The 14,779-nt window shown below is 70.2% G+C and carries 14 protein-coding genes and 2 tRNA genes; 11 read left to right on the top strand and 5 right to left on the bottom strand.

The genetic code is table 11. The features are described 5' to 3' along the window. Nucleotides 1-455 precede the first annotated feature (455 nt). The 6 genes from rplU (at nt 456) to ABD327_RS34960 (ending at nt 6,871) form a co-directional block, all read left to right on the top strand. A complete protein-coding gene (gene rplU, locus ABD327_RS34985) occupies nt 456-770 on the top strand; it encodes a 50S ribosomal protein L21 (protein ID WP_344457490.1) in 315 nt (104 codons plus the stop codon). A 12-nt stretch (nt 771-782) separates the two neighbouring features. Continuing rightward, entirely contained in the window at nt 783-1,040 is a 258-nt protein-coding gene (gene rpmA, locus ABD327_RS34980) for a 50S ribosomal protein L27 (RefSeq protein WP_344457488.1), read from the top strand. A gap of 132 nt (nt 1,041-1,172) precedes the next feature. Next, nucleotides 1,173-2,558, top strand: coding sequence for a GTPase ObgE (obgE, locus tag ABD327_RS34975; protein ID WP_344457486.1), 1,386 nt, complete (start codon nt 1,173-1,175; stop codon nt 2,556-2,558). A gap of 20 nt (nt 2,559-2,578) precedes the next feature. Beyond that, nucleotides 2,579-3,706 carry a glutamate 5-kinase gene (gene proB / locus ABD327_RS34970; protein WP_344457483.1) on the top strand — a complete coding sequence of 376 codons (1,128 nt, stop codon included), beginning with the start codon at nt 2,579-2,581 and terminating at the stop codon, nt 3,704-3,706. Nucleotides 3,707-3,813: 107 nt separating this feature from the next. Next, nucleotides 3,814-5,079, top strand: coding sequence for a glutamate-5-semialdehyde dehydrogenase (locus ABD327_RS34965; protein WP_344457481.1), 1,266 nt, complete (start codon nt 3,814-3,816; stop codon nt 5,077-5,079). 55 nt (nt 5,080-5,134) lie between these two features. Then, nucleotides 5,135-6,871 (top strand): TIGR03767 family metallophosphoesterase, encoded by a 1,737-nt coding sequence (locus ABD327_RS34960; protein WP_344457478.1) that lies wholly within the window; start codon nt 5,135-5,137, stop codon nt 6,869-6,871. Nucleotides 6,872-6,874: 3 nt separating this feature from the next. Here ABD327_RS34960 and ABD327_RS34955 read toward each other — a convergent pair whose 3' ends face one another. Further along, nucleotides 6,875-7,909: a M48 family metallopeptidase gene (locus ABD327_RS34955; RefSeq protein WP_344457476.1), complete on the bottom strand. Its 1,035-nt coding sequence runs from the start codon at nt 7,907-7,909 to the stop codon at nt 6,875-6,877. 65 nt (nt 7,910-7,974) lie between these two features. On the opposite strand from ABD327_RS34955, the gene nadD reads away from it, so the two are divergent. Next, nucleotides 7,975-8,565: a nicotinate-nucleotide adenylyltransferase gene (gene nadD / locus ABD327_RS34950; RefSeq protein WP_344457473.1), complete on the top strand. Its 591-nt coding sequence runs from the start codon at nt 7,975-7,977 to the stop codon at nt 8,563-8,565. On the opposite strand, the gene ABD327_RS34945 is transcribed toward nadD, so the two are convergent. Beyond that, nucleotides 8,553-10,871, bottom strand: a complete 2,319-nt coding sequence (locus ABD327_RS34945) for a glycoside hydrolase family 65 protein (RefSeq protein WP_344458097.1) — start codon at nt 10,869-10,871, stop codon at nt 8,553-8,555. The genes nadD and ABD327_RS34945 overlap by 13 nt on opposite strands. Next, on the bottom strand, nt 10,760-11,656 hold the full coding sequence (locus ABD327_RS34940) for a beta-phosphoglucomutase family hydrolase (protein WP_344457471.1): 897 nt from the start codon (nt 11,654-11,656) through the stop codon (nt 10,760-10,762). Before ABD327_RS34940 ends, ABD327_RS34945 begins: the two co-directional genes overlap by 112 nt. Nucleotides 11,657-11,762: 106 nt before the next feature. Here ABD327_RS34940 and rsfS point away from each other — a divergent pair, with 106 nt between their 5' ends. The 3 genes from rsfS (at nt 11,763) to ABD327_RS34925 (ending at nt 12,930) form a co-directional block, all read left to right on the top strand. Beyond that, on the top strand, nt 11,763-12,164 hold the full coding sequence (gene rsfS, locus ABD327_RS34935) for a ribosome silencing factor (RefSeq protein WP_344457469.1): 402 nt from the start codon (nt 11,763-11,765) through the stop codon (nt 12,162-12,164). After that, nucleotides 12,161-12,781: a histidine phosphatase family protein gene (locus ABD327_RS34930; RefSeq protein WP_344457467.1), complete on the top strand. Its 621-nt coding sequence runs from the start codon at nt 12,161-12,163 to the stop codon at nt 12,779-12,781. Before rsfS ends, ABD327_RS34930 begins: the two co-directional genes overlap by 4 nt. A 76-nt stretch (nt 12,782-12,857) precedes the next feature. Further along, nucleotides 12,858-12,930 (top strand) — tRNA-Ala (locus ABD327_RS34925). 95 nt (nt 12,931-13,025) lie between these two features. On the opposite strand, the gene ABD327_RS34920 is transcribed toward ABD327_RS34925, so the two are convergent. Further along, nucleotides 13,026-13,652 (bottom strand): SRPBCC family protein, encoded by a 627-nt coding sequence (locus tag ABD327_RS34920; RefSeq protein WP_344457464.1) that lies wholly within the window; start codon nt 13,650-13,652, stop codon nt 13,026-13,028. After that, the gene (locus ABD327_RS34915; protein ID WP_344457462.1) at nt 13,649-14,023 is read right to left on the bottom strand and encodes an ArsR/SmtB family transcription factor; all 375 of its coding nucleotides are present in this window, start codon (nt 14,021-14,023) and stop codon (nt 13,649-13,651) included. Before ABD327_RS34915 ends, ABD327_RS34920 begins: the two co-directional genes overlap by 4 nt. A gap of 122 nt (nt 14,024-14,145) precedes the next feature. Here ABD327_RS34915 and ABD327_RS34910 point away from each other — a divergent pair. Then, nucleotides 14,146-14,218, top strand: a tRNA-Ala gene (locus ABD327_RS34910). The last annotated feature ends 561 nt before the right edge of the window (nt 14,219-14,779 follow it).

The raw sequence follows: 14,779 nt of genomic DNA, 5'->3' as shown, positions 1-14,779 counted from the left end.
GGCGGCCGACGAGGCCGCCGGGGAGGACCAGGATGACCAGGCGCCCAAGCGCCGCCGCATCCGCCGTCCGACCCGCGCCGAGAAGATCGAGGCCGCCAAGGCCGACGCCACCGAGTAGGCGCTGAGGCGACGGACGGCCGGGGGACACCTTCCCCCGGCCGTCCGCATTTTTCGAGGGTCCGCTCCAGGGCGGCGCCTCCGTCATCGGTCTTGAGCCTCCGCCATCGGCCTTGGCGGCTGATTCGCCTTTGCGCGGGAGGCTCCGGTAGGCTGAACGGCGGGCGTGTTCCAGTACGCCCCGATTCGCCTCCGAGAGGGGCGCGTGCCTCGTCCGAGGCGAGCAGAGAGCATCGGGAAATCGGCTCAACCCGTTCTCCACGGTGTGCCGTCCAGGCTTCAGGCCGGGATAGGCCCTCACGCAGGGGCTCTGGAAGAAACAAGCGAAAGGTACCGCTGTGTACGCGATTGTCCGTGCGGGTGGGCATCAGGAGAAGGTCGCCGAGGGCGACGTCCTGAACGTCGACAAGCTGGGCGCCGAGGTCGGCGCCACCATCACCTTCCCGGCCGTCCTGGTCGTCGACGGCGAGAACGTCATCTCCGCCGCCGCCGAGCTGGCCAAGTTCACGATCAGCGCCGAGGTGCTGGGCGCGGTCAAGGGCCCCAAGATCAACATCATGCACTACCGGAACAAGACCGGGTACAAGCGGCGCCAGGGTCACCGCCAGCCGTACACCCAGGTCAAGATCACCGGCATCTCCGCGAAGAAGTAAGGAGTCCCTGAAATGGCACACAAGAAGGGCGCATCGTCCAGCCGTAACGGTCGCGACTCCAACGCGCAGCGTCTCGGCGTCAAGCGCTTCGGCGGTCAGGTCGTGCAGGCCGGCGAGATCATCATCCGCCAGCGCGGCACCCACCACCACCCCGGCCTCAACGTCGGCATCGGCCGCGACGACACGCTGTTCGCGCTCACCGCCGGCACCGTCGAGTTCGGCCGCTACCGCGGCCGTCGCGCCGTGAGCATCGTCCCGGCCGCGGAGTAATCCGCTAGGGAAACCGGTTGTACCGAGGGCGGACCTGCACTGGTCCGCCCTTGTCTTTTGCCGGACGGGTCCTCCGTTCGGCGGATCTCTCGTCTGGGAAGCCCGAACCCCGGGCTGATACAGGAGCGCACAGTGGCTGACTTCGTGGACCGGGTCGTCCTGCACATCGCGGCGGGCAACGGCGGGCACGGCTGTGCCTCCGTGCACCGCGAGAAGTTCAAGCCGCTCGGCGGCCCGGACGGGGCGACAGGGGGCAAGGGCGGGGACGTGATCCTGGAGGTCGACTCCAACACCTCCAGCCTGCTGGACTACCACCGCCGTCCGCACCGCAGGGCGGGCAACGGCAAGCCCGGCGCGGGCTCGCTGCGCAACGGCGCGAACGGCGAGGACGTCCTGCTCAAGGTGCCCAACGGCACGGTCGTGAAGACCAAGGACGGCGAGGTCCTGGCCGACCTGGTCGGTGAGGGCACCCGCTACATCGCGGCCAGGGGCGGGCAGGGCGGCCTGGGCAACGCGGCCCTGGCCTCGGCCAAGCGCAAAGCCCCCGGTTTCGCCCTGCTGGGCGAGCCCGGTGACGAGGCGGACGTGGTGCTGGAGCTCAAGACCGTCGCGGACGTCGCGCTGGTCGGCTTCCCCAGCGCCGGCAAGTCCTCGCTGATCGCCGCGCTCTCGGCCGCCAAGCCCAAGATCGCCGACTACCCGTTCACCACGCTGATCCCCAACCTGGGCGTGGTCAGCGCGGGTGAGACGGTCTTCACCGTCGCCGACGTGCCCGGCCTGATCGAGGGCGCCAGCCAGGGCAAGGGCCTGGGGCTGGAGTTCCTGCGGCACATCGAGCGCTCCTCGACGCTGGCGCACGTCCTGGACTGCGCCACCATGGAGCCGGGCCGCGACCCGGTCACCGACTTCGAGATCATCGAGCGGGAGCTCGCCGCCTACGACGAGCTGCTCGCCGGAGAGGGCGTCGTGCCGCTGGGGGACAGGCCCCGCGTCGTGGTGCTCAACAAGATCGACGTGCCCGACGGCAAGGACCTGGCCGAGCTGGTCCGCCCCGAGTTCGAGGCGCGCGGCCTGCGCGTCTTCGAGGTCTCGGCCGCCGCGCACACGGGGCTGAGGGAGCTGTCGTTCGCGATGGCCGAGATGATCGCCGCGCACCGCGCCGCCCAGCCCGCGCAGGAGCCGACCCGGGTGGTGCTGCGCCCGGCCGCGGTCGCAGGGCCGGAGTTCGAGGTCAAGACGCTGGGCGACAACCAGTACCTGGTCACCGGGACGAAGCCGCTCCGCTGGGTGCGCCAGACCGACTTCCAGAACGAGGAGGCCGTCGGCTACCTCGCCGACCGGCTGAACCGGCTCGGCGTCGAGGACGCGCTGCGCAAGGCGGGCGCCGAGGAGGGCGCCACCGTCATGATCGGCACCCTGGACGAGTCGGTCGTCTTCGACTGGCACCCCGAGATCGCCTCCTCCGGCGAGGTCAACATCGGCCCCCGCGGCACCGACCAGCGACTCTTCGACTGGTAACCCGTACCTTCAGGAGCAGCATGCACACCCTCAGGCCGGCGCTGGCCGGCGCCCGGCGGATCGTGGTCAAGGCGGGGTCGTCCTCGCTGACCACGCCCCAGGGCGCCATCGACGGCGACCGCATCGACGCCCTGGTGGACGTGCTCGCCGGGCGGCGCAAGGCCGGCGGCGAGATCGTCTTCGTCTCGTCCGGCGCGATCGCCGCGGGGCTCGGCCCGCTCGGCCTCACCCGGCGCCCCAAGGACCTGGCCATCCAGCAGGCCGCCGCGAGCATCGGGCAGGGGCTGCTGGTGGCGCGCTACACCTCCTCCTTCCAGCGGTACGGGCTGGGGGTGGGCCAGGTGCTGCTGACGGCCGACGACATGATCCGCCGCGCCCACCACAACAACGCCCAGCGCACCCTGCTGGCGCTGCTGCGGCTGGGCACGGTCCCGATCGTCAACGAGAACGACACGGTCGCCACCGACGAGATCCGCTTCGGCGACAACGACCGGCTCGCCGCCCTGGTCGCCCATCTGGTCCGGGCCGACGCGCTGGTGCTGCTGTCGGACGTCGACGCCCTGTACACCGGGGACCCGCGCCTGCCGGAGTCGCGCAAGATCTCCGACGTGCGCTCGGAGGCCGACCTGGCGGGCGTCCGGACGGGTTCGGCGGGCAGCAAGGTCGGCACCGGCGGGATGGTCACCAAGGTCGAGGCCGCCAGGATCGCCACGGGGGCGGGCGTCCACACCGTCCTGACCGATGTCTCGGCCGCCGAGCAGGCGCTGGCGGGGGAGCCGGTGGGCACCTACTTCCACCCGAGCGGCCAGCGGCCCTCGACCCGGCACCTGTGGCTGGCGCACGCCACCACGGGCCAGGGCAGGCTGATCCTGGACGAGGGGGCCGTCCACGCGATCGTCACCCGGCGCAAGTCGCTGCTGCCGGCGGGCGTGACGGGGGTGCACGGCGACTTCGCCGCCGGTGACCCGGTCGACCTGTGCGGCCAGGACGGGCGGACGGTCGCGCGCGGCCTGGTGCACTACGACGCCTCCGAGATCCCCGACCTCATGGGCAGGTCCACCCGCTGGCTCGCCCGTGAGCTGGGCCCGGAGTACGAACGTGAGATCATCCACCGGGACGATCTGGTGGTGCTCGACCCGCCGCGCTGACGGCGGGAGAACCGGCGGACCACGGCGTCCGCGGTCAGGACAGGGGACCGGCCAGGTAGGCCGGCCGAGGAGCTGCGGCTCGGTGGAGCCGGGAACGGGAGCAGGCGATGAGCGAGGGCACGCGCGAGCAGGTTCTGGAGGTGGCGGCCCGCGGGCGGACCGCGGCGGCGGACCTCGCTCCGCTCCCGCGCGGGGTGAAGGACGCCGCGCTGTTCGCCGTCGCGGACGCGCTGACCGCCCGGTCCGCGGAGATCCTCGAGGCCAACGCCGTCGACCTGGAGCGCGCGAAGGAGTCCGGTACGCCCTCCTACATGCTGGACAGGCTGGCGCTGTCCGCCGAGAGGCTGGAGCAGATCGCCGCGGCCGTCCGCGAGGTGGCGGCACTGCCCGACCCGGTCGGCGAGGTCGTGCGCGGCTACACCCTGCCCAACGGCCTGGAGCTGCGCCAGCTGCGGGTGCCGCTGGGCGTGGTCGGCATCATCTACGAGGGTCGCCCCAACGTGACGGTGGACGCCGCCGCCCTGACGCTGAAGAGCGGCAACGCCGTCCTGCTGCGCGGCTCCTCGTCGGCGTACGACTCCAACGTCGCGCTGGTGAACGTCATGCGCGACGCGCTCGAGGGCACGGATGTCCCGGCGGACGCGATCCAGCTCGTCCCCGGCCGCGACCGCGAGTCGGTCAAGCACCTCATGCGGGCCCGCGGCCTGGTGGACGTGCTCATCCCGCGCGGCGGGGCCTCACTCATCAACTCCGTCGTCGAGGAGTCGACGGTCCCCGTCATCGAGACGGGCGTCGGCAACTGCACGGTGTACGTGGACGGCGACGCGGACGTCGAGATGGCGCTGGGCATCCTCATCAACTCCAAGACGCAGCGTCCGTCCGTCTGCAACACCGCCGAGACGTTCCTGGTGCACAAGGACATCGCGGACGTGTTCGTGCCGCGTGCGCTGGAGGCGCTCAAGGACAAGGGCGTCACGGTGCACGGCGACGAGCGCGTGCGCTCCTACAGTGCCGAGGTCGTGGAGGCCACGGAGGAGGACTACCGCACCGAGTACCTGTCGCTCGACATCGCCGCGGCGGTCGTCGACTCGCTCGACGAGGCGGTCAAGCACATCCGCGCCTACAGCTCCGGCCACACCGAGGCGATCGTCACGAACTCCCAGCAGGCCGCCAAGCGCTTCGTCTCGCTGGTGGACTCCGCGGCCGTCGCGGTCAACGCCTCGACCCGCTTCACCGACGGCGGCGAGTTCGGATTCGGCGCGGAGATCGGCATCTCCACCCAGAAGCTGCACTCGCGCGGCCCGATGGGGCTGCCCGAGCTGACCTCGACCAAGTACGTCTTCACCGGAGAGGGACACCTGCGCGGAGTTTGAAGGTGACATTCCGGTTATTGATGTCACACCCGGGGGTGTGGTCCCATAAGGCGTTGTGATCCACGACACGCCTCATGAGGCCACCCCCCACGCGTTTCCCCGCCGCAGACTGCTCAAGGGCGCCGCGTTCGGCGCGCTCGCCTCGGGGCTGGTCGCCTACCCCGGGCGGGCCGCCACCGCGGCGCCCGCCCTGCGCGGCACCGTCGAGGGCACGACGCTCGCCCGCACCCTGCGGCCCGGAAGACCGGGCAGGGGCGGCTACCGGAAGCTCGTCGCCGGCCCTGGCGAACCCCACCTCCTGCGCGACGACCTGGGCGGCGCGGCGGCCGCGGGCCGCGTGTCCAGGCGGCGCGAACTGCTGTCGTTCGTCCACCTCACCGACGTGCACATCATCGACGCGCAGTCTCCGGCCCGGGTGGAGTACGTCGACCGGCTGAGCGACCCCGGCGACCTCCTGTCGGCCTTCCCCGTCTCCGGCGGCTACCGGCCGCAGGAACTGCTCACCACGCAGGTCGCCGAGTCGATGGTCCGGGCGGTCAACCGGATCGAGCGCGGCCCCGTCCTGGGCGCGGCCCCGGCGTTCACCATCAACACCGGCGACGCGGCCGACAACGCCCAGTACAACGAAGTCCGCTGGATCATCGACCTGCTGGACGGCAAGCGGATCCGCCCCGACTCCGGAGACCTCCGGAGGTACGAGGGCGTCATGTCCTGGGGAGACTCCCGCTACTGGCACCCGCACGGCGGAGACGACCTGGCGAAGGGCAGGTACGGCTTTCCCACCATCCCCGGCCTGCTCTCCGCCGCGCGCCGTCCGTTCGACGCGACCGGCCTGAAGACGCCGTGGCTCGCCGTCTACGGAAACCACGAGGCGCTCGTGCAGGGCAACCTGCCGCTGCTGCCCGTCTTCCAGGCCCTGGCCGTCGGCAATGTGAAGATCACCGCACCGGTGAGCGACGCGGAGCGCCGAGAGGTCGGGGACGCCCTGCGCAAGGGCGACGACGCCGCCGTCAGGCAGATGACCGAGAGCCGCTCGAAGGTCTTCCGCGAGGTCACACCCGATCCGGACAGACGGCTGCTCTCCCGCGCCGAGGTGGTCCGCGAGCACGGGACGCGCCACGGCTACACCGCCGCGAACCTGAAGAACGGCACCGCCCACTACGCGTTCGACAGGGGAGTGGTGCGCGGTCTCGTCCTGGACACCTGCAACGCCGCCGGCTACTCCGAGGGCTCCCTCGACAGCGCCCAGTTCGCCTGGCTGGAACGCGAACTCGTCAGAGGCTCCAGCCGCTACGTCGGCGAGGACGGCGGGATCGTCCGGCGGAAAGCGACCGACAGGCTGTTCGTCCTGTTCAGCCACCACACCATCGAGACCCTCACCAACGGGCTCGGCGGCGGCCGCGTCCTGGGCGAGGAGATCGAGAAGCTGCTGCTGCGCTTCCCCAACGTCGTCCTGTGGGTGAACGGTCACACCCACGTCAACGAGGTCATCCCGCACCGGCGCAAGAGCGGCCCGAAGGGCGGCTTCTGGGAGGTCAGCACCGCCGCGCACATCGACTGGCCGCAGCAGAGCCGCATCCTGGAGCTCGCCGACAACAGGGACGGCACCCTGTCGGTGTTCGCCACCGTCATCGACTCCGCGGCGCCCGTCTCCCACAAGGGGCGCCTCGACGACCCGGACCGCCTGGCAGCTCTCTCCCGCGAGCTGTCGGCCAACGACTGGCAGCCCCACGACGGCACGGGCGAACCCGAGGACCGCAACGTGGAGCTGCTGCTCCCCGCCCCGTTCTGACCGTCAGTTGGGGGAGGCGTCGCCGCGGCGGCCGAGGCGGTCGAAGACCGCGCCCGCCAGGTCCGCGGCGCCGCCCGCCACGTCGCGGACCTTGCCGACGAACGGGTCGGAGGTCTGCTCCCAGGATTCCTTGTAGGTGCGGGCGGTGTTCTTCACCTCATCGGTGAAGGACGCGCGGGAGTCGTCTTCGCGGCGCGGGTACTCGCCGCCCAGGATCGCCTGATACTCGCCGGAGAGGTGCCACTTGTGGATCTCGGCGAAACGGATGACGGCGAACGGGTGGCTCTGGCGCATGAGGTTGAGGAACTTCAGCACCCCGTCGCGCAGGTCGCCGGTCTCCTCGTACTCGCGGGCCTGCTCGAGGAACGCCTCGGTGGACATCTCGTGCAGCCGCGAACCGCCGGCGATCTTCATCAGGGCGCGCTTGACCGCGTCGACGTCCTGGCTCGCCAGCAGCCCCGCGCGGTCGGCGGACAGCTCGGCCTTGCGCTGCCACTCCTGCAGCCCGATGAGGATCGCGGCGATCGCGACGTTGCCCAGCGGCAGCCAGGCCAGCCGGGAGCCGAGCCCGGTGAGGATCAGCGCCATCTGCCGGTAGACGGCGTGCCCGGACAGGACGTGCCCGACCTCGTGCGCGATGACGTACCGCAGCTCCTCGTCGTCCAGCAGGTCGATGAGCCCGGTGTTCAGGACGATGAACGGGTTGTCGGTGCCGATCGCCATCGCGTTCGGCTGCGGGTTCTGCACGACGTACAGCTCGGGGACCTTCGGCATGTCCAGGATGTAGCAGGCGTCCCGCACCATGTCGTTGATGTTGCGGAACTGGCCGTCGCCGACGCGGACGGTCCCGCCGAGGAACATCAGCCTGACGGAGCGCTCGCTGATGAGTCCGGAGAGCTTGCGCAGCACGACGTCGAACCCCGAGAGCGACCGCAGCGCGATGAGCGCGGACCGGTCGAGCGGGTGCTCGTAGGCGCGGGAGGAGATTCCGGGGAAGCGGGTACGAGCACGATCGGGGGCGTTCGTCATATCGGGCATGCTAATCCGACGATCTGTACCCCTGGTCAGGTTCCCGAAAAAGCGGTCACCTAGGCTTGGTCACCATGAGCGAGCGCCGGGTAGGGATCATGGGCGGGACGTTCGACCCGATCCACCACGGGCACCTCGTCGCGGCCAGCGAGGTCCAGCACCACTTCGGGCTGGACGAGGTCATCTTCGTGCCGACCGGTCAACCTTGGCAGAAGGCGGACAAGAGGGTCACCGCCGCCGAGGACCGGTACCTCATGGCCGTCATCGCCACCGCCTCCAACCCGAGGTTCAGGGTGAGCCGGGTGGACGTCGACCGGAGCGGACCGACCTACACCTACGACACGCTCCGTGACATGCGCGATTTCCTCGGCAGCGGAGCCGAGATGTTCTTCATCACCGGCGCCGACGCCCTGGGGCAGATGCTGACCTGGCACAACGCCGAGAAGATGTTCGAGCTCGCCCGGTTCATCGGCTGCACCCGGCCGGGACACGTGCTGGCCGATCCCGGCCTGCCCGAAGGCCGGGTGGACCTGATGGAGGTGCCCGCGCTGGCCATCTCCTCCACCGAGGTGCGCGACAGGGTCAGGGCCGGAGAGCCCATCTGGTACCTGGTGCCCGACGGGATCGTCCAGTACATCAACAAGTGGGAGCTCTACCGGGACTGAGTCCGGTACCGCTCCGGCACCTGCAGGAGGCGCCCCAGCGGGTTGCGCCCGGCCGGCTGGTCCGGACGGGGGAGCGTGGGCGTCCGCTTGGGTATCGGACGGGTCAGGGTGTCCCGCAGCACGTGGTCCTCGCCGTGGTGGAAGATCTTCTGCGGGGGCCCCTCCACCAGCTCGTAGACCGCCTCCTGGGAGGTCACCGTCACCTTGATGAGAGACCCCCGGTAGCGCAGCCGGAACTCCAGCCGGACCAGCGTCTCGGGTATCTGGGGCGTGAAGCTCAGCCGCCCCCCGCGCCGGCGCAGCCCGCCGAACCCGGCGACCAGCGCGTTCCACGCCCCGGCCAGCGAGGCAAGGTGCAGCCCGTCCCTGGTGTTGTGCTCCAGGTCCCGCAGGTCCATCAGGGAGGTCTCGGTGAGGTATTCGTGCGCCAGGTCCAGATAACCGACCTCGGCGGCCATGACGGCCTGCGTCTGCGCGGACAGGGACGAGTCCCGCACGGTCATCGCCTCGTAGTAGCAGAAGTTGCGCTCCTTCTCCTCGGCGGTGAACGCCTCGCCGCACAGGTGCATCGCCAGCACCAGGTCCGCCTGCTTCACGACCTGCTTGCGGTAGAGGTCGAAGTAGGGATAGTGCAGAAGGAGGGGATAGTGCTCGCCAGGGGTGCGCCGGAAGTCCCAGGGTGCGCCGTCGGTGAACCCGTCGTTCTGCGGATGCACGCCCAGCCGTTCGTCGAACGGGATGTGCATCTTGTCGGCGGCGTCGCGCCACGAGGCCGCCTCCTCGGGGCTCACCTCCAGCCGGTCGGCCTCGTCCGGGAGGGAGAGGACCAACTGCGCGGCCGCGCGCAGGTTCTTCTGCGCCATGAGGTTCGTGTAGACGTTGTTGTCCACCACGGCGGTGTACTCGTCCGGCCCCGTGACGCCGTGGATGCGGAACATGCCGTCGAGGTCGTGGTGCCCCAGGCCGCGCCACAGCCGGGCCGTGTGGACGAGCAGGTCGACCCCCACCTCACGGGCGAATTCCATGTCCCCGGTGGCGTCCAGGTAGCGGTGGACCGCGTCGGCGATGTCGGCGTTGATGTGGAACGCCGCGGTGCCCGCGGGCCAGTACCCCGAGCACTCCCCGCCGCTGATCGTCCGCCACGGGAAGGCCGCGCCCTTCAGCCCCAGATATTTGGCGCGTTCCAGCGCCTGCGGGAGCGTGGAGTAGCGCCAACGCAGCGCGTCGGCCGCCGCGTCGGGGACGGAGTAGGTGAGCGGGGGCAGGACGAACGTCTCGCTGTCCCAGAAGGTGTGGCCGTCGTACCCGGGGCCCGTCAGACCCTTGGCGGGGATGACCCGCCGCTCCGCCCTGGCACCCGCCTGCAGGATGTGGAACAGGGCGAACCGGACGGCCTGCTGGACCTCCGGGTCGCCGTCGACCTCGACGTCCGCGCCCCGCCAGAACTCGTCCAGGTAGGCGCGCTGCTCGGCCACCAGGCCGTCCCAGCCGTTCAGCTCGGCTCCCGCCAGCGCCGCGGCCACCTGGTCGTGCAGCGCCGGGCGGGACCGGTGGCTGGACCAGCCGTACGCCACGTACTTCACCAGCTGCAGCCGCTCCCCGGGCTTGAGTCGGGTGGCCAGCGTGTACCGGCCGATGTCGTCCTGGGCCTCCACGTCGACCGTCTTCTTGCCGGGCGTCTCGACCTCGTGGCTCATCGCCGCGGCCAGCCGCAGCCCGCTGCCCTTGGTCTCGTGGACCAGCACGATCCTGTCGCTGTTGGCGAGGTTCTCCAGGGCGCGCAGCGGGGACTCCAGGATCGCCGCGGTGCGCGGATCGGTGCCCAGGAAGGGCAGCGGCTCGTTGGCGACCAGCTCGGACTGGATCACCAGCTGCACCTCGGAGTCGATCGGCTCGAGCTGGTAGCAGATCGCCATGATCGACCGCTGGGTCAGCGACACCAGCCGGGTCGAGGCCATCCGGATCGACGGGCCGGCCGGGGAGCACCACGTCATGGTCCGGGTGAGGGTGCCCGCCCGCAGGTCCAGCACCCGCTCGTGCGAGTCCAGTCGGCCGAACCGCACGTCCAGCGGCTCGTCGTCCACCAGTAGTCGGATGATCTTGCTGTTGGTGATGTTGATCAGGGTCTCGCCGGTCTCCGGATAGCCGTAGCCGGCCTCCGCGTAGGGCAGCGGCCTCAGCTCGTACACCGAGTTCAGATAGGTGCCGGGCAGCCCGTGCGGCTCCCCCTCGTCCAGGTTGCCGCGCACTCCGATGTGCCCGTTGGACAGGGCGAAGACCGACTCGGTCTGGGCGAGCCGGTCCAGGTCCAGGGTGGTCTCCCGGATGCGCCAGGGGTCGACCTCGTAGGGAATGTCCATAACTGCTCCAGCAGCTCCGACAGATCGCCGACCACCAGGTCGGCGCCGTGCGCCTTCAGTGCCGGTCCGTGGACGCCGTCCTGGAGCCGGTCGACTCCCACGACGGTGCCGAACCGGCCCGCCCGCCCCGCCTCCACCCCGGCGAGGGCGTCCTCGAACACCGCGCAGAACCCGGCCGGGACGTCGAGCGCCGCCGCGCCGGCCAGGAAGGTGTCGGGCTCGGGCTTGCCCGGGAGTCTGCGCCTGCGGGCCACCACCCCGTCGATCCGGGCGTCGAAGAGGCCGCTGATCCCGACGGACTGCAGCACCTGGACGGTGTTGGCGCTGGAGGAGACCACCGCGGTGTGCAGCCCGGCGGCCCGCACCGCCCGGACGTAGTCCACCGAACCGGGGAAGACCTCGACCCCCTGCCGGGCGATCAGCTCGAGCAGAAGGACGTTCTTGCGGGCGGAGAGGCCGTGCACGGTCTCGGCCTGCGGGGGGTCGGCCGGAGTGCCCTCGGGCAGGGAGATCCCCCGGGAGGCCAGGAACGTCCTGACCCCGTCCTCGCGCTTCCTGCCGTCGACGTACTGCTGGTAGTCCTTGATCGGGTCGAAGGGGGGTTCGCCCCGGGCGGTCAGGAACGCGTCGAACATCGTCTTCCAGGCCGTGTTGTGCAGCACGGCGGTATCCGTCAGGACGCCGTCGAGATCGAACAGGCACGCCTTCGTCGTCTCCGGTAGTCCCAGCATGTTCCGAGCCCTACCCAGGCCCGGAGCCGTTACTCGTTCGGCCAAGGGGCGTCCGGGCGGATACGCTGAGATCGGCAACACAGGCTACGAGAGGGATCACGACTTCGTGACCGCATCCGAAAGAGCCGTCCAGCTGGTCAGGCTCGCCGCCCAGGCGGGGGCCGACAAGCTGGCCGACGACATCATCGCTTACGACGTGAGCGAGCAACTGGTGATCACCGACGCCTTTCTGCTCTGCTCCGGCACCAACGACCGCCAGGTCCAGGCCATCGTCGAGGAGGTGGAGAACCGCCTGCGCGAGGAGGGCGGGGCCAAACCGGTCCGGAGGGAGGGCCAGCGGGAGGGCCGCTGGATCCTGCTCGACTACATCGACGTGATCGTTCACGTGCAGCACGAGGAGGAGCGCGCCTTCTACGCCCTGGAACGGCTGTGGAAGGACTGCCCGCCCGTCGAACTGCCCGAGGACATCAACGCCCACATGGCCCAGCGCGCCAGGGGCACCGCGTGAGCAGACGCAGGCTCGTCCTCTGGCGGCATGGCCGCACCTCCTGGAACCTCGAGAACCGTTTCCAGGGCAAGACGGACATCGCTCTCGACGAGGTCGGGGTCGCGCAGGCCGAGCGCGCGGCCCTGTTGCTGGCCGCGCTCGAGCCCACCGCGCTGATCGCCTCGCCGCTGCAGCGCGCGGCCCGCACCGGGCAGGCCCTGGCCGCCCGCACCGGGCTGCCCCTCTCCTACGATCCCGACCTCATCGAGCGGGACGGCGGAGAGTGGGAGGGCCTGACCGGGCCGGAGATCCGCGCCCGCTACCCCGCCGAGCACGCGGTCTGGCAGCCGCCCGGCGGCGAGACCAGCGCCGAGGTCGCCAAGCGGGTCGGCGGGGCGCTGGAGCGCGCCGCCGGTGATCTGGAGGACGGCGGGCTGCTCGTCGTGGCCTCCCACGGCGCCGCCCTCCGGCTCGGCATGTGCTACCTCCTCGGCCTGCCCGAGGAGTTCTGGGAGCGCATCGGCGGCCTGTCGAACTGCTGCTGGTCCGTCCTGGCCGAAGGCCGCCACGGCTGGCGGCTGATCGACCACAACGCCGGCACCCTGCCCGAACCGGTGCTCAGCGACGACCGCGCCTGAGCCCGCGACGGTTCGAACTCCTCCCGGGAGTCCGATACACTGATCGGGCGCTGGAGGATGAAAGTCCACCAGTTGCGGGGCTATAGCGCAGTTGGTAGCGCGCCTCCATGGCATGGAGGAGGTCTGGGGTTCGAATCCCCATAGCTCCACCGGTCAGGCCCGTGATCCACACCGATCACGGGCCTTCGGTGTTTCCAAGGCCTTCGGTGCGCTGGAGAGCGTGAGCGTGCCGGGGCCTTAGCCGTCAGCTCGCGGTGTAGGCGGCGAGGGTCCGGTCGGCCTGCGCCCTGGCCTCGGCCTCGGGGGTTCCCGCCGCGATGTTGGCCGCGCACCACAGCTCGCTGCTCTCGGTCATGAACCGGCGGCCCTCCGGCGACGTCGACCAGGCCATGGCCTCGGCGGGGTCCACCGCCTCCCCGCCGGACAGGTGGATCGACAGCCCGATCAGGCCCATCTCCCAGCCGATGCCGACCGCGCCCGGCCCGAACTCCGCCCAGCGCTCGTCGTCCACGTGGGCGATGTGGCGCAGCTCGAACCGGGTGCCGTCCCCCTCGGGGACGAGGGTCAGTTCGATCCAGCTGACCTCCCCGCCGTACTCCCAGGTGGCCTGGAAGGAGCGGGGCGGGTCGCAGGCCTCGACGACCCCGCCGGCGTTGCCCTCCAGCTGGAAGCGGCCGCCGACCTTCAGCTCACCGCTCACGGGCAGGAACCAGCGGGGGATGCGCTCGGCGTCGGTGCAGGCCTCCCAGACGTCCTCCACCTCCGCGGCGTAGAACTGGCTGATGGTGACGACCCGGGCCTCGCCGGCCTCCAGGACCCTGGTGCCCACCTGGCGGCGGGCCGAGGTGATCTGGTGAGTCACGTCGATCATGGGGATTCCCTCTCGTCCTGTTCTGCTTGTTCTTCTTGCCGTCTCAGCCTGCGTTCGCGTGCGCCCCGGGCCAGCTCGGTCGCCAGCGCGTCCAGATGCGGGGTCCAGAAGCGGCGGAACCTGCCCACCCACTCGTCCACCTCCGCCAGGGGAGTGAAGTCCACCGCGTACAGACGCCGTGTCCCCTCGGCCCGAACGCTCGCGAAGCCCGACTCCCGCAGCACCCGCAGATGCTGGGAGACGGCCGGCTGGGAGATGCCGAACTCCTCCTGGATCACCGCGCAGACCTGGCCCGAGGCCAGCTCACCCTCGGCCAGGAGCTCGAGGATGCGGCGGCGGACCGGGTCTCCCAGTACTTCGAACGCGTGCACGATTCCAACGTATAGGCATCGGCTTATATAAGGCAATCCTTAGAGAGCGGAGGCGTCGATTCGCGCTGAAGGCCGGACGCCTGTAAGCTCTCACCTCGTTGCCGGGTGATGAACCCGGCGGCGGGGCTATAGCGCAGTTGGTAGCGCGCCTCCATGGCATGGAGGAGGTCTGGGGTTCGAATCCCCATAGCTCCACTTTTCGATCACGGCCCTGTATCCGCATCGCGGAGGCGGGGCCGTTTCGCTTCCCGGACCTCCGCCCCCGTCCCGCGTTCCAAGATGGGTGGGGAGACCGCCGGAGTGCAGGTCGGCGAGGTGCCCCTCCCGTACGACCGCAGGCGGCAAAGCCGGGTCTCCCGACAAAAGACCTGCGCTTGGTGTTCATCCAGGGGACGAAGGGGTTGACTGTGGGTAGACGGATCGACCGGGTGGGACCTGAGAGGTTTGCACGCCCCGAGGGGCGGGGAGGATCCTCGGTTTGACGGCTCTTCCCGGGTGCCGTACAGTTACATCTTGCCGGTCGAGAGACCGGGCCCTCCCGAGAAAATCAGCTCGAAAGAGCGGATTTGACAGGCAGAAACAGCCTGATAAATTGGAAGGGTTGCTCCGGAGAAAGCCCGCAAGGGTGGACGAAAGAGCGAGTCCGTTTCTTGAGAACTCAACAGCGTGCTAAAAGTCAGTGCCGAAATAAACGGCCGGGACTTCGGTTCTGGTCATCCTCGTCAAGAGGAAACCTTTGAGGCAAATACAAGGTCA

The organism is Actinocorallia aurantiaca, from assembly GCF_039533685.1.
Classification (GTDB): domain Bacteria; phylum Actinomycetota; class Actinomycetes; order Streptosporangiales; family Streptosporangiaceae; genus Actinocorallia; species Actinocorallia aurantiaca.
This window is presented reverse-complemented; position numbering and strand designations above follow the sequence as displayed.